The organism is Kitasatospora sp. NPDC004614, from assembly GCF_042873675.1.
GTDB lineage: Bacteria > Actinomycetota > Actinomycetes > Streptomycetales > Streptomycetaceae > Kitasatospora.
In genome coordinates this window covers 667169-689077 of record NZ_JBIALR010000001.1, presented here as the reverse complement: position 1 = coordinate 689077, position 21909 = coordinate 667169, and the positions used below count along the sequence as shown (strand labels likewise).

The 21909-nt window shown below is 73.5% G+C and carries 24 protein-coding genes; 11 read left to right on the top strand and 13 right to left on the bottom strand.

Going from position 1 to position 21909, the window contains the following annotated elements; all coding sequences use genetic code 11:
• Nucleotides 1-51 precede the first annotated feature (51 nt).
• A complete protein-coding gene (locus ACFYST_RS02890; protein ID WP_387859435.1) occupies nt 52-459 on the top strand; it encodes an HIT family protein in 408 nt (135 codons plus the stop codon).
• Nucleotides 460-1037: 578 nt separating this feature from the next.
• On the opposite strand, the gene ACFYST_RS02885 is transcribed toward ACFYST_RS02890, so the two are convergent.
• Nucleotides 1038-1949, bottom strand: coding sequence for a helix-turn-helix domain-containing protein (locus ACFYST_RS02885; protein WP_387859433.1), 912 nt, complete (start codon nt 1947-1949; stop codon nt 1038-1040).
• Between the two features lie 107 nt (nt 1950-2056).
• Between ACFYST_RS02885 and ACFYST_RS02880 the strand changes: the two genes are divergently transcribed.
• Together ACFYST_RS02880 and ACFYST_RS02875 are read left to right on the top strand one after the other, a co-directional pair.
• On the top strand, nt 2057-3061 hold the full coding sequence (locus tag ACFYST_RS02880) for a LacI family DNA-binding transcriptional regulator (protein WP_387859432.1): 1005 nt from the start codon (nt 2057-2059) through the stop codon (nt 3059-3061).
• Between the two features lie 102 nt (nt 3062-3163).
• Complete coding sequence (locus tag ACFYST_RS02875) at nt 3164-4327, top strand: alpha-hydroxy-acid oxidizing protein (protein WP_387859430.1); 1164 nt, start codon at nt 3164-3166, stop codon at nt 4325-4327.
• 153 nt (nt 4328-4480) lie between these two features.
• Here ACFYST_RS02875 and ACFYST_RS02870 read toward each other — a convergent pair whose 3' ends face one another.
• Together ACFYST_RS02870 and ACFYST_RS02865 are read right to left on the bottom strand one after the other, a co-directional pair.
• On the bottom strand, nt 4481-4915 hold the full coding sequence (locus ACFYST_RS02870) for an ATP-binding protein (RefSeq protein ID WP_387635233.1): 435 nt from the start codon (nt 4913-4915) through the stop codon (nt 4481-4483).
• Nucleotides 4916-5149: 234 nt separating this feature from the next.
• The gene (locus tag ACFYST_RS02865; RefSeq protein ID WP_387635235.1) at nt 5150-5629 is read right to left on the bottom strand and encodes an Lrp/AsnC family transcriptional regulator; all 480 of its coding nucleotides are present in this window, start codon (nt 5627-5629) and stop codon (nt 5150-5152) included.
• Nucleotides 5630-5741: 112 nt separating this feature from the next.
• Between ACFYST_RS02865 and ACFYST_RS02860 the strand changes: the two genes are divergently transcribed.
• Nucleotides 5742-6893: a trans-sulfuration enzyme family protein gene (locus ACFYST_RS02860; RefSeq protein WP_387859428.1), complete on the top strand. Its 1152-nt coding sequence runs from the start codon at nt 5742-5744 to the stop codon at nt 6891-6893.
• Nucleotides 6894-7079: 186 nt separating this feature from the next.
• Nucleotides 7080-8414, top strand: a complete 1335-nt coding sequence (locus ACFYST_RS02855; protein ID WP_387859427.1) for an erythromycin esterase family protein — start codon at nt 7080-7082, stop codon at nt 8412-8414.
• A gap of 28 nt (nt 8415-8442) precedes the next feature.
• On the opposite strand, the gene ACFYST_RS02850 is transcribed toward ACFYST_RS02855, so the two are convergent.
• From ACFYST_RS02850 to ACFYST_RS02835, 4 genes are all read right to left on the bottom strand, one after another.
• A complete protein-coding gene (locus ACFYST_RS02850; protein ID WP_387859425.1) occupies nt 8443-9249 on the bottom strand; it encodes a DUF1028 domain-containing protein in 807 nt (268 codons plus the stop codon).
• Between the two features lie 172 nt (nt 9250-9421).
• Nucleotides 9422-9730 carry a GNAT family N-acetyltransferase gene (locus tag ACFYST_RS02845; RefSeq protein WP_387859424.1) on the bottom strand — a complete coding sequence of 103 codons (309 nt, stop codon included), beginning with the start codon at nt 9728-9730 and terminating at the stop codon, nt 9422-9424.
• A gap of 73 nt (nt 9731-9803) precedes the next feature.
• On the bottom strand, nt 9804-10412 hold the full coding sequence (locus tag ACFYST_RS02840) for an FMN reductase (RefSeq protein WP_387860076.1): 609 nt from the start codon (nt 10410-10412) through the stop codon (nt 9804-9806).
• Between the two features lie 5 nt (nt 10413-10417).
• On the bottom strand, nt 10418-11509 hold the full coding sequence (locus ACFYST_RS02835; protein ID WP_387859423.1) for an LLM class flavin-dependent oxidoreductase: 1092 nt from the start codon (nt 11507-11509) through the stop codon (nt 10418-10420).
• Nucleotides 11510-11748: 239 nt separating this feature from the next.
• Here ACFYST_RS02835 and ACFYST_RS02830 point away from each other — a divergent pair, with 239 nt between their 5' ends.
• The gene (locus ACFYST_RS02830; protein ID WP_387859422.1) at nt 11749-12402 is read left to right on the top strand and encodes a TNT domain-containing protein; all 654 of its coding nucleotides are present in this window, start codon (nt 11749-11751) and stop codon (nt 12400-12402) included.
• A 36-nt stretch (nt 12403-12438) separates the two neighbouring features.
• Here ACFYST_RS02830 and ACFYST_RS02825 read toward each other — a convergent pair whose 3' ends face one another.
• On the bottom strand, nt 12439-12960 hold the full coding sequence (locus ACFYST_RS02825) for a PadR family transcriptional regulator (RefSeq protein ID WP_387859420.1): 522 nt from the start codon (nt 12958-12960) through the stop codon (nt 12439-12441).
• Nucleotides 12961-13227: 267 nt separating this feature from the next.
• Between ACFYST_RS02825 and ACFYST_RS02820 the strand changes: the two genes are divergently transcribed.
• On the top strand, nt 13228-14079 hold the full coding sequence (locus ACFYST_RS02820) for a S1 family peptidase (protein ID WP_387635254.1): 852 nt from the start codon (nt 13228-13230) through the stop codon (nt 14077-14079).
• A 93-nt stretch (nt 14080-14172) separates the two neighbouring features.
• Here ACFYST_RS02820 and ACFYST_RS02815 read toward each other — a convergent pair whose 3' ends face one another.
• Entirely contained in the window at nt 14173-14466 is a 294-nt protein-coding gene (locus tag ACFYST_RS02815; protein ID WP_387859418.1) for an antibiotic biosynthesis monooxygenase, read from the bottom strand.
• Between the two features lie 96 nt (nt 14467-14562).
• Between ACFYST_RS02815 and ACFYST_RS02810 the strand changes: the two genes are divergently transcribed.
• Nucleotides 14563-15132, top strand: a complete 570-nt coding sequence (locus ACFYST_RS02810) for a TetR/AcrR family transcriptional regulator (RefSeq protein ID WP_387860073.1) — start codon at nt 14563-14565, stop codon at nt 15130-15132.
• Nucleotides 15133-15237: 105 nt separating this feature from the next.
• On the opposite strand, the gene ACFYST_RS02805 is transcribed toward ACFYST_RS02810, so the two are convergent.
• The gene (locus ACFYST_RS02805) at nt 15238-17241 is read right to left on the bottom strand and encodes an FAD-dependent oxidoreductase (protein ID WP_387859416.1); all 2004 of its coding nucleotides are present in this window, start codon (nt 17239-17241) and stop codon (nt 15238-15240) included.
• Between the two features lie 108 nt (nt 17242-17349).
• On the opposite strand from ACFYST_RS02805, the gene ACFYST_RS02800 reads away from it, so the two are divergent.
• The gene (locus ACFYST_RS02800) at nt 17350-17742 is read left to right on the top strand and encodes an RNA-binding S4 domain-containing protein (protein ID WP_387635285.1); all 393 of its coding nucleotides are present in this window, start codon (nt 17350-17352) and stop codon (nt 17740-17742) included.
• Nucleotides 17743-17748: 6 nt separating this feature from the next.
• On the opposite strand, the gene ACFYST_RS02795 is transcribed toward ACFYST_RS02800, so the two are convergent.
• Complete coding sequence (locus tag ACFYST_RS02795; RefSeq protein ID WP_387859414.1) at nt 17749-18237, bottom strand: hypothetical protein; 489 nt, start codon at nt 18235-18237, stop codon at nt 17749-17751.
• 191 nt (nt 18238-18428) lie between these two features.
• On the opposite strand from ACFYST_RS02795, the gene ACFYST_RS02790 reads away from it, so the two are divergent.
• Together ACFYST_RS02790 and ACFYST_RS02785 are read left to right on the top strand one after the other, a co-directional pair.
• Complete coding sequence (locus tag ACFYST_RS02790) at nt 18429-18953, top strand: hypothetical protein (protein ID WP_387859412.1); 525 nt, start codon at nt 18429-18431, stop codon at nt 18951-18953.
• Nucleotides 18954-19210: 257 nt separating this feature from the next.
• Nucleotides 19211-19639, top strand: coding sequence for a YchJ family protein (locus tag ACFYST_RS02785; RefSeq protein WP_387859411.1), 429 nt, complete (start codon nt 19211-19213; stop codon nt 19637-19639).
• On the opposite strand, the gene ACFYST_RS02780 is transcribed toward ACFYST_RS02785, so the two are convergent.
• Together ACFYST_RS02780 and ACFYST_RS02775 are read right to left on the bottom strand one after the other, a co-directional pair.
• A complete protein-coding gene (locus ACFYST_RS02780; RefSeq protein ID WP_387859410.1) occupies nt 19626-20645 on the bottom strand; it encodes a GNAT family N-acetyltransferase in 1020 nt (339 codons plus the stop codon). The genes ACFYST_RS02785 and ACFYST_RS02780 overlap by 14 nt on opposite strands.
• Nucleotides 20646-20858: 213 nt before the next feature.
• On the bottom strand, nt 20859-21791 hold the full coding sequence (locus tag ACFYST_RS02775; protein WP_387859409.1) for a polysaccharide deacetylase family protein: 933 nt from the start codon (nt 21789-21791) through the stop codon (nt 20859-20861).
• Nucleotides 21792-21909 lie beyond the last annotated feature (118 nt).

Here is a 21909-nt window from a genome sequence, read left to right as displayed (position 1 = left end):
CGGGGCGCGCCGTTTCCCGCGGCGGCGTGCCCCGGCCGTGATGCTGGGACGATGGACTGCCTGTTCTGCCGTGTCGTGGCCGGCGAGGTCACTGTCGAAACCGTCCTCGCCGACGACGTCGTCCACGCCTTCCTCGACCACCGGCCACTGTTCCCCGGCCACCTGCTGGTGATCCCGCGCCGCCACGTCCCCACCCTCACCGACCTCACCGACGCGGAGACCGGCCCCTACTACACCCGCGTCCGCCTGCTCACCGCCGCCGTCGAACGCGGCACGGCCGCCGCCGGCAGCTTCGTCGCGGCCAACAACCGGATCAGCCAGTCCGTCCCCCACCTGCACACCCACATCGTCCCCCGCAACCCCAAGGACGGCCTGCGCGGCTTCTTCTGGCCCCGCACCCACTACCGCGACGACGCTCACGCGGCGGAGACGGCGGCCCGCATCCGCAACGCCCTCTGACCTCACCCGCCCCGCCCCACCCACCCGAGCACCCCGCCGCCGTCCGAAACCACAACCCAGCGCTTCGCGCAGCCATAGGGCGGCGGGGAGCGCCACGCCGCACACGCAGGGCCGCACCGCTGCGCGGAAGACGGGCAACTCCCCCTACCGCCCGCCGGAGGCGCACTGCCACGCCCCCTCCACCTCGCCCCGAACCGCTGTGCGGAAGGCGCACAACTCCCCAACCCCCCACCCCGCCGGAGGCATGCCGTTACGCCTCTTCCGCGGTGCCCCGAACCGCCGTGCGGAAGGCGCACAACTCCCCAACCCCCCACCCCGCCGAAGGCGTGCCGTCACGGCTCTGCCGCAGTGCCCCGAACCGCCGTGCGGAAGGCGCACAACTCCCCAACCCCCCACCCCGCCGAAGGCGTGCCGTCACGGCTCTTCCGCAGTGCCCCGAACCGCCGTGCGGAAGGCGCACAACTCCCCAACCCCCCACCCCGCCGAAGGCACGCCATTACGGCTCTTCCGCAGTGCCCCGAACCGCCGTGCGGAAGGCGCACAACTCCCCAATCCCCCACCCCGCCGAAGGCACGCCGTTACGGCTCTTCCGCGGTCCCACGGACCGCTGTGCGGAAGGCGATGGGGGTGGTGCCGGTGCGTTGGTGGAAGAACTTGGCGAAGTTGGCGGCGTCGGCGAAGCCGAGGTGGTCGGCTATGCGGGCGGCGGGGGTGTCGCTGTGGGCGAGGAGGCGTTTGGCTTCGAGAACTACGCGGCGGTCGACGAATTCCTTGGCGCCGATGCCTGCGGCGGCGAGGGTGGCGCGGGAGAGGGTGCGGGGGGAGTAGCCGAGGGCTTTGGCGTAGTCCTCGACGCGGCGGGTGCGGGTGAAGTGGTGTTCGACGGCGTGGCGGAAGCGGCGGTAGGTCTCGCCGGGTTCGGCGGTCGCGCTGCCGCAGGGGGTGGCGGGGTTGGCGAGGCGCAGCAGGAGTGCGGCGAGCAAGTGGCGGAGCAGGGCGTGGTGGATGTCGGCGGGGAGGTCGGTGCCGGAGGCGTATTCGTGTTCGAGGTGGCGGAGCGCGTGCCGGAGGGCGTCGCGGGAGGTGCCGGTGGTGTGCAGGACGGCGGCGGCGAAGGGGTCGTCGAGGCGGGCGGCGGCGACTGTCGCGGGGTCGGGGAAGCCGGGTTCGAAGAGGACGAGGGTGCCGTCGGCGTCGTCGAGCTCGCCCCATTGCTGGACCTGTCCGGGCCGGACCCAGAGCCAGCTGCCGGGGTGGACGGCGTGTTCGGTGAAGTCGACGGTGTGGTGGAGGGTGCCGCTGTCGAGGGTGAGGAGGTGGTGGAAGGCGGGCCGCTGGGGGCGGTGGAAGGCGCGGTCGGCGGCGGTGTCGCGGCGGGCGCGCAGTTCGGCGAGGGTCAGTACTTCGACGCCGGCCGGTGTGCCGGGTGGCGCGGCGAAGGGGACCTCGGGGATCGTCGTCCCGGACGTCGGGTTGTCGCTGGCTCGCATGGTCACCACCCGCAGCCAGGCTACCTCCGGTGGATCTTCCGCCGGGAGGGCGGCGGTACGGTCGGCGGGAAAGCGGGACAGTGGGGCCGGCGGGACGGGAACGGGGAGTGGGGATGGAGCGGCGTTCGACCTTGCACGATGTGGCGCGTGAGGCGGGGGTGAGTGCGAAGACGGTGTCGCGGGTGGTGAACGGGGACGGTCCGGTGGCGGCGGCGACCCGGGCGCGGGTGCTGGCGGTGACGGAGCGGTTGGGTTTCCGGCCGAACCTGTTGGCGCGGAGCATTCGGACGGGCGGCCCGGATTCGACGGTGGGGCTGGTGGTGCCGGATCTGGGCAATCCGTTCTTCGGGGCGCTGGCGGGCGGGGTGGAGGAGGCGGCGCGGGCGCGTGGGCTGACGGTGCTGCTGGGGTGTTCGGGCGGTGATCCGGTGCGCGAGGCGGAGGTGGTGGGCGCTTTCCTGGCGCGTCGGACGGCGGCGTTGCTGGTGGTGCCGGCGGCGGGCGGGGAGGCGTTGGCGCAGGCGGGGGCGGCGGGGGTGCCGCTGGTGTTCGTGGACCGTCCGGGGCCGGACGCGGACTGTGTGGTGTCGTCGAACCGGGCGGGTGCCCGCGAGGGCGTGGCCCAGCTGCTGGGCGCGGGGCACCGGCGGGTGGCGTTCCTGGGTGATCTGCCGCCGGAGCTGTACACCCGCCGGGAGCGCCTGGCGGGCTACCGGGACGCGCTGGCGGAGGCCGGCGTCCCGGTCGACGAGGTGCTGGTCGCGGATGCCCGGACGGCGGCGGACGCGGCGGACGCGGTGCTGCGGCTGCTGGCGCTGCCGGATCCGCCGACGGCGCTGTTCGCGTCGAACGTGAACGCGGCGACGGGTGCGGTGCTGGCGCTGGGCCGGGCGGGCCGTCGCGAGGTGGCGGTGCTGGCGTTCGACGACCTGCCGTTGGCGGAGGTGCTGGATCCGCCGCTGTCGGCGGTGGCGCAGGCCCCGGCGGAGCTGGGTGCGGCGGCGGTGCGGCTGGCGCTGGCCCGGCTGGACGGGGACGACTCGCCGCCGCGCACCGAGACGGTCCCGACCCGGCTGGTGCTGCGCGGCAAGCCCGTGACGGCGAGTCCGTGATGGCAGGCCCGTGATGGCAGGCCCGTGACGGCGAGCCCTTGACTACCCGCCGGTAGCGGATGGAGGGTGGCCGCCACCGGAAACCAGCCCTGAGGAGCGCGGATGGCCCCGCAGTTCGGCGACTACCAGAACGAGATCTACTTCGAGGCGCTGTTCGGCGTCGCGCCCAGGCTCCCGATGACGTTCGCGGGCCTGGCGGAGCGGGCGCAGCAGGCGCTGGCGCCGGACGTGTGGTCGTACGTGGCGGGCGGCGCGGGCGACGAGCACACCCAGCGGGCGAACGTCGCGGCGTTCGAGCGCTGGGGGCTGGTGCCGCGGATGCTGGTGGGCGCGAAGGAGCGGGACCTGCGGGTGGACCTGTTCGGTCTGGAGTTGGCGTCGCCGCTGTTCATGGCCCCGGTCGGGGTGCTGGGGCTGTGCGCGCCGGACGGGCACGGGGATCTGGCGGCGGCCCGGGCGGCGGCCCGCACGGGGGTGCCGATGGTCGCGTCGACGCTGTCGGTGGATCCGATGGAGCGGGTGGCGGCGGAGCTGGGCGACACCCCGGGGTTCTTCCAGCTGTACACGCCGACCGACCGGGCGCTCGCGGAGTCGCTGGTGCACCGGGCGGAGGCGGCCGGGTTCAAGGGCATCGTGGTGACGCTGGACACCTGGGTGACGGGCTGGCGTCCGCGCGACCTGGGCAGTGGCAGCTTCCCGCAGCTGCGCGGGCACTGTCTGGCGAACTACACCTCGGACCCGGTGTTCCGGGCGAGGCTCAAGGACCCGGACGGGGATCCGCGCGGCGCGGTGATGGACTGGGTGCAGATCTTCGGCAACCCGCTGACCTGGGACGACCTGCCGTGGCTGCGTTCGCTGACTTCGCTGCCGCTGATCCTGAAGGGCCTGTGTCACCCGGAGGACGTCCGGCGGGCGAAGGACGCGGGCGTGGACGGCGTCTACTGCTCCAACCACGGCGGCCGACAGGCGAACGGCGGGCTGCCGGCGCTGGAGTCGCTGGCCGGGGCGGTGGCGGCGGCGGACGGCCTGCCGGTGCTGTTCGACTCGGGGGTGCGCAGCGGCGCGGACGCGGTGAAGGCGCTGGCGCTGGGTGCGACGGCGGTGGGGGTGGGCCGGCCGTACGTGTACGGGCTGGCGCTGGGCGGCGAGGCGGGGGTGGTGCACGTGCTGCGGTCGCTGCTGGCGGAGGCGGATCTGCTGATGGCGGTGGACGGCTATCCGTCGCTGGAGTCGCTGCGGGTGCCGGGGGCGCTGCGCCGCTGCTGAGGCCGTCGCCGGGCACGGTCCTTATTGCGACTTACTTGCAATAACAGAGAGCATGCAGCAGAGTGGGGCCGCGGGGTCGTCCTCCGATCGTCTTCCCAACCGGCGTCCGCCGGGACACGGCGCCGGCCCCGCGCCAACTCCCCTCCCCCGGGCTCAGCCGAGCGGCAGCCGCACCAGCATGGTCTTGCCGCCGCCGTCCGCGTCGGCCAGCGTCGCGGTGCCTCCGCCGGCGAGCTGCGCCAGCTCGTGCACCAGGTTCAGGCCCCAGCCACCGCTGCCGTCCGGGTGCGGCGTCTCCCGGCGGTGCGGGCAGTGCGGGTGCCGGTCGTGCACCCGGACCGTCAACTCGTCCGCCGCGAAGTCCAGTTGGAGTGTGGTGCGGGGCGAGCGCACGGCCGCGTGGCGGACCGTGTTGGTGACCAGTTCGCTGACCACCAGCAGCACGGTGTCGGTCAGCGGATGGTCCGCGTCCAGGCCGCGGGCGGCCAGTTCGGCGCGCACACCGCGCCGCGCCTCGGGCACGGACGCGGGTACGGTCGCCAGGCTCAGGCAGTACCGCACAGTCTGGGGTGGGTCCGCGACAGCCATGGTCGGTCCCTTCACAGCGGGGGCGACCGGGGTCGGAGCGGGAGCGCCGTCGTCCGGCCGCGCCGGGGCTCGGCAGCCCTGCCCCGTCCGGACGGACCGGACAGATTACCGTCAACCAGTACGGTAAGGCCGAAAGGCCCCGGATGCGGCGGCGGATGGTGGACAGTGGCCACAACTCGCCACCCCCGCACGGCTCCTGCGGCGGGGGCGACCGACGGCGCGTGGTATCGGACCTCAGATCGCGGGCGTGGCGCCCGGAATCCGCTCGAACACCAGGTTGGTGCGGGTCTGGGCGACCGCCGGATGCGTCGTCAGGTGCTCCACCACGAAGCAGCGCAGCGCCTCCGGGTCGGCCACCGCCACGTGCAGCAGGTAGTCCTCACTGCCCGCCATGTGGAACACCGCCAGCACCCCGGGCAGTTGGGGCGCCGCCGCCCGGAAACTGCCGTTCTGCTCCACGGTGTGCGCCCGCAGGCGCACCGAGATCATCGCCTGCAGCGACAGCCCGACGGCCGGCAGGTCGACCTCCGCGTGGTAGCCGCGGATCACCCCGCGCTCGCGCAGCGCCCGCACCCGGGTCAGACAGGTGGACGGGGCGATCCCGACCAGTTCCGCCAGCGCGTTGTTGGCCATCCGGGCGTTCGCCAGCAGCGCCCGGACGATCGCCCGGTCGGTCTCGTCCAGCGCCGCGCGGGCCCGTGGAATGTTCGGCACGCCACCAGCGTGGCGGCCCGGGTCGAATATTCGCAAGACCGCACCCCCTCCGAACCGAATGATCGATTGTCCCTCTGGCCTTCTCGCGGCATCAACTTCACCATCAACGGCCATGAGCCGACTCGACACCAGAGCCGTGCACGCCGGCCGCGACGACCTCGCCGGCCTCGGCACGCACGTCCCCCCGCTCGACCTGTCCACCACCTACCCGGTGCCCGACCTCGCCGCCGGCGGCGACGCCTACCAGGCGCTGGCCACCGGCGGACGGCCGCCCGCCGAGGGCGGGCTGGTCTACCAGCGGCTGTGGAACCCCACCGTCGCCCGTTTCGAGAACGCGCTGGCCGAACTGGAGGGCTGCGCCCAGGCGGTGGCGTTCTCCTCCGGCATGGCCGCGCTCACCGCCTGCCTGCTGGCCGCCGCCTCGGAGGGCCGCCGGCACGTGGTCGCGGTGCGCCCGCTGTACGGCGGCTCGGACCACCTGCTGGACTCCGGCCTGCTCGGCACCGAAGTCACCTGGGCCACCCCGGACACCGTCGCCGCCGCCGTCCGCCCCGACACCGGGCTCGTCCTGGTGGAGACGCCCGGCAACCCCACCCTGGACCTGGTCGACCTGGCCGCGATCGCCCACCAGTGCGGCGACGCACCGCTGATGGTCGACAACACCTTCGCCACCCCGGTGCTGCAGCGCCCCGCCGAGTTCGGCGCCGCGCTGGTGCTGCACTCCGCGACCAAGTCGATCGGCGGCCACGGCGACGTGCTGGCCGGCGCCGTCGCCTGCACCACCGAGTGGGCCGAGCGGCTGCGCCGGGTCCGCGCCGTCACCGGCGCGATCCTGCACCCGCTGGCCGGCTACCTGCTGCACCGCGGCCTGCAGACCCTGCCGCTGCGGGTGCGGGCCGCCTCGGAGAGCGCCGCCCGGCTCGCCGACTGGCTCGCCGAGCAGCCCGAGGTGACGGCCGTGCACTACCCCGGCCGCTCCGGCTCCCCGCTGCTCGGACGTCAACTCCTCGGCGGCGGCAGCACCTTGGCGTTCGAGGCGGCGGGCGGCTTCGAGCACGCGGCGGCGATCGCCGAGCACTGCGAGCTGATCACCCACGCGGTCTCGCTCGGCGGCGTGGACACCCTGATCCAGCACCCGGCCTCGCTCACCCACCGCCCGGTCGCCGCCGCCCACAAACCCGTCCCCGCCCTGCTGCGGCTGTCGGTCGGACTGGAGGACCCGGCCGACCTGGAGGCGGACCTCGCCAAGGCGCTGCTCCGGTAGCACGACCCCCGGGCCGACGTCGGCCATCCCCGAGCCGGTGACGTCGGCCCACCGGGCAGCCACCCCCCGGTGCGGGGGATTTCCCCCGCACCCTTCCGGCGGCACGCCCCAGCGCGTCGCACCGCCCCGCCGAACCATGATCGTTACCAGGGCCGCACCCGGCGGCCCGGACACGGAGACACGACCATGACGGCTCACCACCGACACCTCAGCAGGCGCGGCCTGCTCGCCGCCACCACCGCGGCCACCGCAGCCCTCGCCGTCCCCGCGCTGCGCATCCCGGCCGCCGCCGCGGCCGACCGTACGGACCGCCAGGAACTGCTCGTGGTCAAGCAGTTGGAGGCCGCGGCGCACCCCCTGCGCACCACCGCGCCGGGCGGCCGCAGCACCGACCTGGCGGCGCTCGGCGACCTGATCGGCGACTCGCTGGTCGTCGGCCTCGGCGAGGCCACCCACGGCTCCCACGAGTTCTTCACGCTCAAGCACCGGCTCTTCCGCCACCTGGTCGAGGAGCGCGGCTTCACCGCCTTCGCCCTGGAGGCGAGCTGGACCACCGGCCTGGAGATCGACGAGTTCCTCCAGGGCGGCGAGGGCGACGCCCGCCAGGTCGCCGACCGCGCCTTCGCCGGATCGCCGTGGCACCGCGAGGAGTTCGCCGACCTGATCGGCTGGATGCGGGACCACAACCGCCGCCACCCCGGCCGCTCCGTCCACTTTCTCGGCGACGACCTCGGCCTGCCCGGCCTCGGCGACCGGGTCTTCCAACGCGTCCTCGACCTCGCCCGCCCCCAGGATCGGGCCCGGCTCACCGACCTGTACGCGCCGCTGCGCCCGCTGGACGACGTCTTCGGCTACCTCGGCCGCCCGCTCGCCGAGCGCCGCGCCAACGCCGAACTCGCCCGCAAGGCCTTCGAGTTGGCGTCCTCGGCGGGCGACCCGTGGGCCGAGCAGCACGCCCGGGTGATCGCCGACACCTTCGCCTTCCTCACCATCGACCCCGGCGACCCGGCGACGGTCGCGGCCGCCGAGCAGCTCCGCGACCGCGCCATGGCGCACAACGTCCTGTGGTGGCAGCAGCGGACCGGCCACCGCATCCTGGTCTCCGCGCACAACGGCCATGCCGGCTACGCCTCCACCATGCCGGAGCTCTACCCGCACCCGCAGGGCGCGCAGCTGCGCCAGGCCCTCGGCGACCGCTACACCGCGATCGGCACCACCTTCGACCGCGGCACCTTCCTCACCACCGGCGACGGCGCGGGCGGCGCGTGGGGGCCGGTCAGCCTCCCGCCCGCCGCGCCCGGCAGCGTCGAGTACGTCCTCGACCAGGTCCGCCACGTCGACTACTACGTGCCGCTGCGCCGGCTGCCCGCCGCAGCGAGCAACTGGCTGGCGACCCCGCGCCCGACGTACGACGCGGGGACCACCTTCACGACGCCCCTGCCGGAACTCGCCGTCGGCGCGGCATACGACGTCCTGGTCCACCTGCACGAGGTGACGGCCGCAAGGGAGTTGACGCCCTGAACCCGACTGCGCCCCGACCCGGCCGCGGTCAGCCCGCGGCGACGGTGCGCAGGTGGTTCAGCACCAGCGGGTCGATCCGGCCCTCGACCAGGCGGCCCTCGAGGTTCTCCACCCCGGCCCAGCGGTCGAGCTCGTCGTAGCCGAGCTTGGCGAGCAACGCGCCGACCTCGTCGGCGAGTTCGCCGTCGAGCGCGAGCAGCGAGTCCGGGTCCGGGGTGCCGTGCAGGATCTCGTGCAGGGCGAGCAGGCGGCGCAGTTCGCCGACCGGGTCCGCGTGGTCCTCGACCCGCAGGTCGTGCGAGGTGTCGCCCCAGCCGCCGACGCCCTTGCCGGGCTCGACCACGTACAGCCCGGCGCTCTGCCGGCCGCGGGAGTCGCCGCCGGCCGCGTCACCCGCCGTGAGAACGGCCAACAGTCGCTCGGCGAACGGGAGTTCGGCGGAGTCCAGCCAGGCGGCCTCCATCTCGCCGACCACCTCCGGCCCGGTCAGGATGTTGCCCTGGATCGCGTAGTCCGGGCCGGACACCCCGCCCGCCCAGGGCAGGCACTCCTCGCCGGTCCAGCTGACGGCGCTCTCCGGGCCGACCACGCCGAGCTGGCGGTGCACCCGCCCGCCGTCCGCGGCGAGCAGCGCCGCGACGGTGTCGGCGGGCGAGGCGCCGCTGCGCAGCATGGCCATGCCCTGCGGGCGGTAGGCGAGGTTGGCCCAGGCCTGGGAGGCGAGGGCACCGGTGCCGATCTCGGCGGCCGGAACGAGGGCGCCGACGGCGAGGAACTTGCTGGCCACGGCCACGCCATAGGCGTTTCCGTGCCGAGCGACGATGGAGAAGGTCACGAGCGGCGACGATAGCTGTGCAGGAACGTTTCGTCCACGGTGAGTCCCGGTTTGACACATTCCGTCAAGTTCCGCGGCATAGCGGCATACAGGGTCGCGCGCGACGGGCGAAATGCTGCGGCGGGCGCCGGTCTCGTCCCCGGCACCCGCCGTCCGCCGTCCGCGCGACGGCTCAGAGGTCGAACTTGGCGCGCTTGTCCTCCGGCACCAGGTCGACGTACTCGGGGTGCTTGGCGATCCAGCCGCGGATGAACGGGCAGTACGGCAGGACGCCCAGGCCGCGCTCGCGCGCCGTGTCGAGGACGGCGCGGGCCAGCTTGCCGCCCAGGCCCTGGCCCTCGAAGGCCGGGTCGATGACGGTGTGGACGAAGGCGATCTGCCCGCCGTCACGGAGCTGGTACTCGGCGAATCCGGCCGGTCCGGCGTCGGTGGTGATCTCGAAGCGGGACTGTTCGGTGTTGTCGGTGACCTGGGGTTCCATGGCGCACGCTCCTGGGTGTCGGGGTTCCTGGGTGTCGGGGCTCTCGGTCGGAAGATAGGGCATCGAGGGCCCGTCACTGTCCTCGTAGCGCAGCGAGTTGTTGCGCGAAGGGCACAACCTGCTCGTCCTGGTGCGTCGCGGCGGGCCGCCCGGCCAGCAGGGCGGCGAGTTCGCGGGCGGCGCGGTCGATCCGGCCGGCCAGCGAGCCGTCGGCCCCGTTCGCGCCCCAGTCCTCGGAGGCGGCGAAGACCGCGGTGGGGACCACCACCGCGCGCAGGTGCGCGAAGAGCGGCCGCATCACGTGTTCGAGGGCGAGGCTGTGCCGGGCGGTGCCGCCGGTGGCGGCGATCAGCACGGGGGTGCAGGTCAGCGCGTCCTTGTCGAGCACGTCGACGAAGGACTTGAACAGCCCGCTGTAGGAGGCGGAGAAGATCGGCGTGACGGCGATCAGCCCGTCCGCCTCCTCGACCGCCCGCACGGCGTCGCGCAGCGCGGGCGGCGGGAAGCCGGTGACCAGGTTGTCCGCGATGTCCCGGGCGAGCTCCCGCAGTTCGACCACCCGGACGTCCACCTCCCGCCCGGCACCGCCCAGTTCGCGGGCGGCGGCGCCGGCCAGGCGGTCGGCGAGCAGCCTGGTGGAGGACGGGACGGAGAGCCCCGCCGTCACCACGACCAGTTTCAGCGCGCTCACTTGGCGACCTCCTCCTGCTGCCCGGCTGCCACCAGCGCGGCGTGGGTGGGCCCGTCCGGGACCTCGGCGGGGCGGTTCTTGGCGAACTCCTTGCGCAGGACCGGAACGACCTCCTCGCCGAGCAGGTCGAGCTGCTCCAGCACGGTCTTCAGCGGCAGTCCGGCATGGTCCATCAGGAACAGCTGGCGCTGGTAGTCGCCGAAGGTCTCGCGGAAGCTCAGGGTCTTCTCGATGACCTCCTGCGGGCTGCCGACGGTCAGCGGCGTCTGCTCGGTGAACTCCTCCAGCGAGGGCCCGTGCCCGTAGACGGGGGCGTTGTCGAAGTACGGGCGGAACTCGCGCACCGCGTCCTGCGAGTTCTTGCGCATGAAGACCTGCCCGCCGAGGCCGACGACGGCCTGCTCGGCGGTGCCGTGGCCGTAGTGCGCGTACCGCTCGCGGTAGAGGTTGACCAGGCGCTGGAAGTGCTCCTTGGGCCAGAAGATGTTGTTGGCGAAGAAGCCGTCGCCGTAGTAGGCGGCCTGTTCGGCGATCTCGGGGCTGCGGATCGAGCCGTGCCAGACGAACGGCGGGGTGTCGTCGAGCGGGCGCGGGGTGGAGGTGAAGGACTGCAGCGGGGTGCGGAAGCGGCCCTGCCAGTCGACGTTCTCCTCGCGCCAGAGCTGGTGCAGCAGCGCGTAGTTCTCGATGGCGAGCGGGATGCCCTGGCGGATGTCCTTGCCGAACCACGGGTAGACGGGGCCGGTGTTGCCGCGGCCCATCATCACGTCCACCCGGCCGTTCGCGAGGTGCTGGAGCATCGCGAAGTCCTCGGCGATCTTCACCGGGTCGTTGGTGGTGATCAGCGTGGTGGAGGTGGAGAGGATCAGCTTCTCGGTGCGGGCCGCGATGTAGCCGAGCATGGTGGTCGGCGAGGACGGGACGAACGGCGGGTTGTGGTGCTCGCCGGTGGCGAACACGTCGAGGCCGACCTCCTCGGCCTTGAGCGCGATGGCGACCATCGCCTTGATCCGCTCGTGCTCGCTGGGGGTCCGACCGGTGGTGGGGTCGGTGGTCACGTCGCCGACGCTGAAGATGCCGAACTGCACCGCTCTCAACTCCTTCTCGGTTGATTCAACATTCAACCAGCCCGTGCAACGGGATGCCACCCCGGCCTATTCCCGCCAGGATTCCTCGGCGGTTGACCGAAACGCCGACACTCTCGGCAGTCGATCGGATACGCAGAGTTGACTGATGGTCAGACATTCCGCTTACCTGGTGCACGCCTTCAGGTGCGGACCGTCACCGGCCGCGCCCCTGCCGTCCAGCCGCCCCCACCGGAGTGTCCGTGCGCCTGCGCAAGTTCCTCGCCCCGCTCGTCGCCGCCGTCGCCCTGATCGCGACCGCCGCCCCCGTCGCGTCCGCCGCGACGCCCGCCGAGCTGCGGATCACCGTCACCACCGAGTGCTCCGCCGACTTCCGGCACGGCGACTCCCGGCTCGGCCCGGCCCAACTGCCCAACGCCGGAGCGGTCGGCCGCCAGCTGTTCGGCTACCTGCGCACCGGGCTGATGAGCGAGCAGCAGTTCCTCAACACGTACTACGACAGCGCGGCCGGCAGCTGGAAGTACCCGCCGTCCAACGGCTACGTGCTGATGCCCGACGGCACCCCGATCGAGTACAACACCACCCTCGACCCCGGCCAGGCGATCGACCGCTACGGCAGCGAGTACGGCTCCTTCCTCGCCCCCGAGGGCCTGCCGTACGCCACCCGCTCGATCCCGCCGTCCAGCCTCGATGGCAACCCGGCCGCGGGCTGCAACTACCACGACTACCGGGTGCTCAAGGCGTTCACCGTGCACTCCGGCCCGATCGCCCCCTGGTTCGGGCAGCCCGGCCTCGGCCTCCAGTACCAGCTGGACGCCGCACTGGTGCCCGGCGCGCCGGAGCGGATCAACGTCGGGTGGCTGGTGGACAACGGGTACCTGGCGCGACTGGTCTGACCGGCGCCCAACTGCCGTCCGGCACCCGGGCCTCGCTCAACTCCGTTCCAGCGCCTGGTCCAGCCAGGCCAGCCAGAACGACTCCAGCTGGACGCCCGCCTGCAGCACCATGTGCTGCAGGCGGTTCTCCGCCTCCGCCCGCTCCGGCGGGAAGTCGCGGCGCTCGATCTCCAGGTACTCGGCCAACTGCGCCCGGTGCAGCTCCCGGTGACGCGCCAGCTCCTCCTCCAAGCCGTCCACACCGAGCACCGCTGCGGCGCGCAGCCGCAGCAGGAGCGGGTCCCGGATCGGCTTCGGGTCCTGCGCCTGCCCGACCCACTCGCGCAGCCGCTCCCGCCCCGCCGGCAACACCTCGTACTCCTTGCGCTGCCCACGCCCCGCCCCCGGCCCCGACGCCCGCACCAGCCCCTCGCGCTCCAGCCGCCCCAGCTCGCGGTAGATCTGCTGGTGCGTCGCCGACCAGAAGAACCCGATCGACCGGTCGAACCGCCGGGTCAACTCCAGCCCCGAGGACGGCTTCTCCAGCAGGGCGGTGAGGATCGCGTGCGGCAGTGACATGCGGCGATCGTACGGGCCGCCACTCGCTGGGCGGTCCTCGGCGCCTTGGTGGGCCCCGGTGCGCGGCGGTGCGGGTGGCCGGAAAGCTCGGTCGGGGGTCTTGTGCCGCTCCAACTCCTGGCGAATACTCCCGGGATAGCGCTTGTCAGGGGCAGATCAGAACTGGGGCCACGAGTCGACCGGTCCGCGATCGCCGCCTGCCCGCGCCTCACGGCCCGTCACTTGCCCGGGCCTCCCCCACCCCTCAGGAGGAGAACTGTGAGGACCATGCGCACCACCCCCACGTCGCCGTCCCGCGGACGCCTGCTCGCCGTCGCCGTCGCCCTCGCCGCGGCGACCGCGCTCGCGGCGCCCAGCGCCGTCGCGGCCGACGGCGTCGCGGACGCCGGCACGCTGGCCCAGGTCAGCACCGCGGTCGAGCAGGCCGGCGTCAACGGCATCGCCTGGCACACCGACCAGGCCACCGGCCAGGTCGTCGTGACGGCCGACAGCAGCGTCGGCCCCGCCGCGCTCGCCAAACTCGGCAAGGCCGCCGGGACGAAGCACCTCAAGATCGAGCGCACCGCAGGAACATTCAACCCACTGCTCTCCGCGGGTGCGGCCATCTACGGTGGCGGCTACCGCTGTTCGCTGGGCTTCAACGTGGTCAAGGGCGGCGTCTATTACTTCCTGACCGCCGGGCACTGCGGCAACATCGCCAGCACCTGGTACAGCAACTCCGGCCAGTCCACGGCGGTCGGCTCCACCGTCAGCTCCAGCTTCCCGGGCACCGACTACGCGCTGGTGAAGTACAGCTCGACCAGCCACCCCGGCGGCTACACGGCGGCCAGCGCGTACGTCGGCGAATCCGTCAAGCGCACCGGCTCCACCACCGGCACCCACGGCGGCACCGTCACCGCCCTGAACGCCACCGTCCGCTACTCCGACGGCAGCACCGTCCGCGGCCTGATCCAGACCAACGTCTGCGCCGAGGGCGGCGACTCCGGCGGCCCGCTCTACGACGGCACCAAGGCCCTCGGCCTCACCTCCGGCGGCAGCGGCAACTGCACCTCCGGCGGCACCACCTTCTTCCAGCCCGTCACGGCGGCCGCCGCCGCGTACGGCGTCTCGCTGTACTGACCGCACACCTGCGGCCCCTCGGACCTGCCGGTCCGAGGGGGCGCGGGCATGGCTTCCCGGCGCGGCCTGCCTGCGACAGGGTCGCCCGCTCAGCTACTGCTGACGCGACAGCAGGGTGTGGACCTGGCGGGGCTTGAGCTCGCGCTCGTCGAACACGACCACCTCCGGGCACTCACGGCCCACGGCGGCGAACGCGCCCTGGAACGCCTGCGGGGACTCGAACGCGCCGGTGGTGACGACGGCGTCGCCCTCGGGGGTGACCCAGACCTCGGCCCGAAGGAATCCCTGCTGCCGAGTCAGCACCTCGCAGACCTGGTGGCAGCGGTCGACGAACTCCTCGACGTACTCGGACTTCGGGTAGTGGTAGGCGACGAAACCGAACGGCATGGTGATGCCCTCCCCGGATTGTACGATGGCGTACAACGAAGCTAGACCCGTTGTACGCCACCGCACAACGGCGGAGATCATGAGGTGGATCACACCATGGGCGCACTGCGCACACCGCGCGAGAAGTGGGTCGAGACCGGCCTGCAGACCCTGGCCTCGGGCGGCGTGGACGCCGTGCGCGTCGAGGCCCTGGCCAAGTCCCTCGGCGTGACCAAGGGCGGGTTCTACGGCTACTTCGCCGACCGCGACGCCCTGCTGACCGAGATGCTGGACACCTGGGAACGCGAGGCCACCGACGACGTCCTCGAACGGATCGGGCACGAGGACGCGGACCCTCGCGCCAGGGCCCGCCGCGCCGGGAAGCTCACCTTCTCCGACCGCCTGCGCCCCATTGACCTGGCCGTCCGCGACTGGGCCCGCCGCGATCAGGCCGTCGCCGAACGCCTGCGCCGCGTGGACAACAGGCGCATGGACCTACTGCGCGAGGCCATCGGCACTGTCTGCACCGACCCTGACGAGGTCGAGGCCCGTAGCCTGCTCGCCTTCTGCCTCGCCATCGGCAACCACTTCCTCGCCGCCGATCACCCCGGCCGCACCCGCACCGAAGTCCTCGACCGCGCCGGCCGCCTGATCCTCGAACGCCCGGCCGGCGACCCGGCCCGCTGACCGCCCTGCGCGCCGAACCACCGCCCGAACCACGGCCCCGGAACGCCCGGTGGGCCGGAACGCGGTCGCGTCCCGGCCCACTCGCTCACTCCAGCTGACGTCGGCTCAGAGCGCCGCCGCCAGGCGGGTGCCCTGGTCGATGGCGCGCTTGGCGTCGAGTTCGGTGGCGAGGTCGGCGCCGCCGATCAGGTGGGGTTCGATGCCGCGCTCGCGGAGGGTGTCGAGGAGGTCGCGGCGGGGTTCCTGGCCGGCGCAGAGGACGATGGTGTCGACGGGGAGGATCTGTTCGGTGCCGTCGACGGTCACGTGCAGGCCGGCGTCGTCGATGCGGCGGTATTCGACGCCGGGGACCATGACGACGCCGCGGTGGCGCAGTTCGGTGCGGTGGATCCAGCCGGTGGTCTTGCCGAGGCCGGCGCCGACCTTGCCGGTCTTGCGCTGGAGCAGGTGGACGCTGCGCGGGACGGCGGGGCGGGCGGGGGTGGCGAGGCCGCCGGGGGTGGTGTGGTCGGCGTCGACGCCCCACTTGGCGAGGAAGTCGGAGTCGGTGCCCGGGTCGGTGAGGTATTCGGCGACGTCGAAGCCGATGCCGCCGGCGCCGATCACGGCGACGCGGTCGCCGACCTTGGCGCCGTCGCGCAGCACGTCGAGGTAGCCGAGCACGCTGGGGTGGTCGATGCCGTCGATCTCGGGGGTGCGCGGGGTGACGCCGGTGGCGAGCACGACCTCGTCCCAGCCGGTCAGGGCGTCCGCGTCGGCCATCGCGCCGAGGCGCAACTCGACGCCGGTGCGGGCGAGTTCGTACCGGTAGTAGCGCAGCGTCTCGTCGAACTCCTGCTTGCCGGGGACGCGGCGGGCGACGTTCAGCTGTCCGCCGATCTCACTCGCGGCGTCGAACAGGGTGACGTGGTGGCCCCGGTCGGCGGCGGAGACAGCGAACGCGAGGCCGGCGGGGCCGGCGCCGACCACGGCGATGCGCTTGCGCAACTGCGTGGGGGCGAGGACGAGTTCGGTCTCGTGGCAGGCACGCGGGTTGACCAGGCAGGAGGTGATCTTCGCGCTGAAGGTGTGGTCCAGGCAGGCCTGGTTGCAGCCGATGCAGGTGTTGATGGCCTCGGGGGTGCCGGCGGCGGCCTTGTTGACGAAGGCGGCGTCGGCGAGCATCGGACGGGCCAGCGAGACCAGGTCGGCGTGGCCGGTGGCGAGCAACTCCTCGGCGAGTTCCGGGGTGTTGATGCGGTTGGTGGTGACCAGCGGGATGCCGACCTTGCCCATCAGCTTCTTGGTGACCCAGGCGAACGCGCCGCGTGGCACCGAGGTGGCGATGGTCGGGATGCGGGCCTCGTGCCAGCCGATGCCGGTGTTGATGATGGTGGCGCCGGCCGCCTCGATCTCCCCGGCGAGGCGCACCACCTCGTCGAAGGTGGAGCCGCCGGGGACCAGGTCGAGCATGGAGAGCCGGTAGACGAGGATGAAGTCCGCGCCGACCCGCTCGCGCACCCGGCGGACGGTCTCGATCGGGAAGCGCATCCGGTTCTCGTACGAGCCGCCCCAGCCGTCGGTGCGGTGATTCGTCTGCCGGGCGATGAACTCGTTGATCAGGTAGCCCTCGGAGCCCATGATCTCCACGCCGTCGTACCCGGCGGAGCGGGCGAGTTCGGCGCAGCGCGCGAAGTCCTCGATGGTCTGCTCGATCTGCTCCTCGGTCAGCTCGTGCGGGACGAACGGGCTGATCGGGGCCTGCAGGGCGGACGGGGCGACCAGGTCCTCGTGGTAGGCGTACCGGCCGAAGTGCAGGATCTGCAGGGCGATCTTGCCGCCCTCGGCGTGGACGGCGTCGGTGACCACGCGGTGTTCGGCGGCCTCCTGCTCGGTGGTGAGCTTGGCGCCGCCGCCCCACGGCCGCCCGGCCTCGTTGGGCGCGATGCCGCCGGTGACGATCAGGCCGACGCCGCCGCGGGCGCGCTCCGCGTAGAACGCCGCCATCCGCTCGAAGCCGTTCGCGGCCTCCTCCAGGCCGACGTGCATGGAACCCATCACCACCCGGTTCCGCAGCGTGGTGAAGCCCAGGTCGAGCGGGGCCAGCAGGTGGGGGTACGCAGCAGTCATCGACGCCTCCGGTCCGGATTTGTTACCCAACGGTAGGGGGCGCCCGGCCAACTCTGCAACTAGTTGCAGAAACCATGGCGGGGACCGCGCGGCGCTAGGCTCGGGCCCATGAGTACGGACGAGGCGAGCGTACGGATCGACAGCTGGATCTGGGCGATCCGGCTGATCAAGACCCGCTCGGCGGCGGGCGCGGCCTGCCGGGCCGGGCACGTCAAGGTGAACGGGGCCACCGCGAAGCCCGCGCAGCACGTCAAGGCGGGCGACGACGTCCGCGTGCGGGTCGAGGGCCGGGAACGGATCGTCCAGGTGGTCCGGCCGATCGCCAAACGGGTCGGCGCCCCCGTCGCCGAGACCTGCTACGTCGACCACAGCCCCCCGCCGCCGCCCCGCACCGAACGCCCCGCCGAGATCGGCCTCCGCGACCGCGGCACCGGCCGCCCCACCAAGCGCGACCGGCGCGACCTGGACAAGCTCCGCGACGGCTACCGCCCCTACTTCTGACCGATCTCAGCTGGCGCTCTCCTTCGCGACCCGCACCTGCTCGGCGAACTCCTCCGCGGTGATCCGCTCCACCGAGGCCCCGTACTTCGCGGCCAGTTCGTCGGCGGGTGCGCTGTCGTGCTCCACCAGGTCGGCCACCAGCAGCGCCCGCCCGCTCTCCACCCGCGACGACAGCACGATCAGGCCCGCGCCGCCGTCGGTCATCTCGGTCTGCTCGGCCGCGTTGCCGATCGCCGCCCCCGCCGCGAAGCCCAGCAGCACCCCGATCGGCCCGCCGAGCAGCCCGACCAGCCCGCCCACCAGCCCCGAGCCGACGGTCGGCACACCGGCGCCGCGGATGTGGCTCTCCGGAATGTCGACGATCCCCTCGGCACTGCGCTCCAGCACCGCGAGCTGCCGCAGCCCCGGCAGGTGCATCGCATCCTCGTACGCCCGCCGGGCCGCCCCCTGGTCGGTGAAGCCGAGCAGCAGCACGTTGTGGTGGTGGTCGCTCATCGCATTCCCCTTCGCCGACCGGTCGCCGTCCGCCCCGTCCGGACACGGACCCGCCCATCCTGCCCCGCAGGGCCCACCCCACGCCCGCCCGGCACACCCGTCCGCGTGGCAGCGCGGCCGCAGCGCGCCGGGCTGTCACTGCGAGCACCTAGCCTCCGCGCATCGATCAAGAAATCGATCAAGGAGGAGACATGGGTTTCACCGGAGAGTTCGTCCTGGCACGCAGCGACCGGCCGCTTCGCGAGCTTGCCATGTTCGCGGCCGGTTGCGCGGAGGGCCACGCGGATTGCGTGACCGACTGCTGGCCGCGCCCCGGCGGCTGGCAGACCTTGCAGATCCTCCACGGCCTCCGGGACAACTCACTTCGGCCGTTCCGGCAGCTCGTCGACACCTCCGGCGCTCCGGTCCTGCTCGCGAACGTCATGGACAGCGACGTGTGCGAGGTCGTCGGCCTGGCGCCGTCCGGGGCGCGGTGGTCGACCATGCTCGACCCCGTCATGGCGGCCGACTACGGGATCCCCCAGCCGGAGCCCGGCGCCGCCGAGCAGATCACCCGGTGGGCCGCCGAGGCCGGCTTCGCCGCCGACCCGGTCGCGCTCGCGGAGGTCCTGGCCAAGCGGGCGGATCCGTTCGTCGAGGAGCTGGTCTTCGACCTGATCGACGCCTGCGGGTTTCCCCCGAGCGTCCCCGCCTCCGAGGCGCCCACCGGCGTCTGACCGCGCCACACCGCCGGCGACCGACGCAGGCGGGCGGGTCGGTGAGCAAGCAAGTGGATGGTCGCCTTCCCCCGGCCGATGGACTTCACCTTCGTCCGCCCCGGGCCCTCGACATGCCCAGCGGCGGCGGCGCCGGCGGCCGGGCGGGTGACGTCGCGGACGCGCGGCCACCGGCGAGGACCACCTCTCGGGGGCCCGCCGCCGGGCCGTCCTCGCGACGGCGGGAGCCGGCCTCGGCGGCGGCGATAATGGTGGCCATGGCCCGCCGACGCACCCCCTCCGCATCCCAGTCCCCCGCCGCCGCTCCGACCACCTGCCCGTGCGGACTGCCCGCCGCGTACGCCGACTGCTGCGGGCGGCTGCACCGCGGCGAGGCCGCGGCGAGCAGTGCCGAGCAGTTGATGCGGTCGCGGTTCAGTGCGTTCGCGGTGCGGGACGAGCCGTACCTGCTGCGCTCCTGGCACCCGGACACCCGGCCCGCGTCCGTCGACTTGGATCCGTCGCTGCGCTGGGAGCGGCTGGAGATCCTGGGCGCCACCGACGGCGGGCCGTTCCACCAGGACGGCACGGTCGAGTTCCGGGCCCACTACCGCGAGCGCGGGCGGGCCGGTTCGATGCAGGAGAACAGCCGGTTCGTCCGTCACCAGGGCGAGTGGGTGTACGTGGACGGCGTCATCGAGGGCTGAGCAGGCGGTACTTGACGCCGAGCAGCGCCCCGCCGGCGCCTCGCGGCAGCAGCCACCCGGTGTCGGTGCGGTCCTGCGCGCCGAACCGGTACTTGTACGGCTCGTCGCCGCGCAGGAAGTCGAAGACCCGCACGCCGTCCGCCGCGCAGTTGCGCACCGCCGCGTCGATCAGGGCGGTGCCCAGCGATTCGGCGGCCCACCGCTGGTCCCAGCCGATCTGATAGTAGGCGAACCGGTCGGCCCACCGGAAGCCGTACAGCACGCCGATCAACTCGCCTTCGAAGTACGCGAGTTGGAAGGAAGGTCCGCAGCCGGGCCGGGCGGTCTCCAGCAGCGCCCGGTGCAGCGGGAGCCGGCCGGCGTCGAAGCTGCTGACCCCGCCGGCGGCGGCCTGCCGGCGCAGGCGGTGCAGGCGCAGCAGTTCGTCCAGTACGGCGGGCGGGGCGGCGGTGGGCGGCGCCCAGTGGAAGGTGACGCCGGCAGCGGCCAGGCGGCGGTGGACGCGGCGGTTGGCGGCGCGGAAGTCGCGCGAGCCGAGCCGGTCCGGTCCGGCGGTGAGGTCGAGTCGCGGGCAGGCGCTGCGGGTAACGGGGCGGGCGCCGGGCGGCAGCAGGTCGCGGTGCGCGGGGTCCAGCGCGGGCAGCCACAGGGTGCGGCGGCGGGCGCGGCGGGCCAGCCAGGCGGCGACCTCGCCCCGCCGGTGCGGGCGGACGGCGGGCCCGCAGTGGTCGGCCGCGCCGGGCCCGGCGCCGAGCAGGGTGAGCACCGGCAGCGCGAGCGGCACCCGGTGGTGCGGGCGCAACCGGGCGAGAGCCAGCGGCACCACCGCCTCGGCGCGCCCGTCCGCTCCGCGCCACACGGCGATCTCGCCGCGCTGCCCGGCCCCGAGGGTGCGCCACCAGGCGAGCACCCAGTCCGGCCCGGCGAACCACGAGCCGTCCGGGTCGTCGGCGATCAACTGCCGCCATTCACAGATGAGTTCGCCGTCCAGCTCGGGTGTGCGCAAGATCTCCGGCGCGTCCTTCACGATGTGGCCCCCTCTCTTCGGTCGCCGTCACGCAGGCGACGCGGCCCGGGCGGAACGGTGTCGGAGCGATCCCGAACCAATCGCGCGTCGACCCGCAGCCGGCCGGCGGGCCCGAGTGCGCAACGCCTCCGGCCCGCAGGCGAGTTGTCCCGTATCCACCCGCCGGTCGGTCCCTCCGGAGCACCCACCTTCTCACCGCCCGCCGCGCAGGCGGTGCACGGCCGGGTGGAGGCCGGACAGGATGGTGTCGAAGCGGTCGCGGCCGGTGTGGGAGTTGACGCGCAGGCGGCTGATCCGCAGCCGTTCGGCGGGGGCGAGTGCGGTGTGGCGGTGGTCGAAGAGGAACGCGGTGCGGTAGCCGAGGGTGCGCAGCACGGTCTCGGCGCGCGGGTCGTGGTTGCCGTTGGGGTAGGCGAAGGTGGTCGGCGGGTGGCCGAGCCATTCGGTCAACCGGCCGTGGGCGCGGACGAGTTGAGCGTCCAGCTGGGTGTCGGAGCAGTGGTCCAGGCAGGGGTGCGAGGCGGTGTGGTTGCCGACCGTCAGACCGCCGGACACCAGCGCGAGGAGCTCGGCCGCGGTCAACTGCCGCTGCGGGGGCGCCTGTCGCTTCGCGGTGGCGCGCAACTCGGCGAGGGCGCGCAGGCGTTCGGCGTCGGGGACGGTCTTCAGGTGGTGGACGGCGGCGCCGGAGTCGAGTCCGTGCAGTGTGCGGGTGTGGCCGCCGCGCCGGATCAGCTGGGCGGCTTCGGTCCACCAGTAGGGGCGGTCGGTGTCGATCAGGTCGGTGATGACGTACGCGGCGGCGGGGATGCGCAGCCGGGCGAGGACCGGCAGGGCGTGGGTGAGGACGGTGGGCTCGCCGTCGTCGAAGGTGACGAGCACGCTGCGGGGCGGGAGTGGGCGGCGGTGTTCGGCGGCGCGGGCGACCTGTTCGGGGCTGACGGGGTGGGCGGTGGAGGCCAGGCGTTCCATCTGGGCGCGGAACGCGGCGGGGTCGTCGATGCCGTGGTAGGCGAGGACGGCGAGGCGGTGGGCGGCGCGGGCGCGGAAGACGGGTTGGAGCGGGGAGTGTCGCAGGAGTGCGTCGATCCCACGGCGCCGGGTGGCGCGATCCGTGGTCGGCATGGCTTCCCCCTCGGCCGGTGCACGCACGGGCACCCCGGACGGTCGGCCCGGGGTGCCCGTCGGAGTTCGGGTCATCAGCGTCCCATGCTCCGGTAATGCCTGTCCCAAGTTCCTGGAA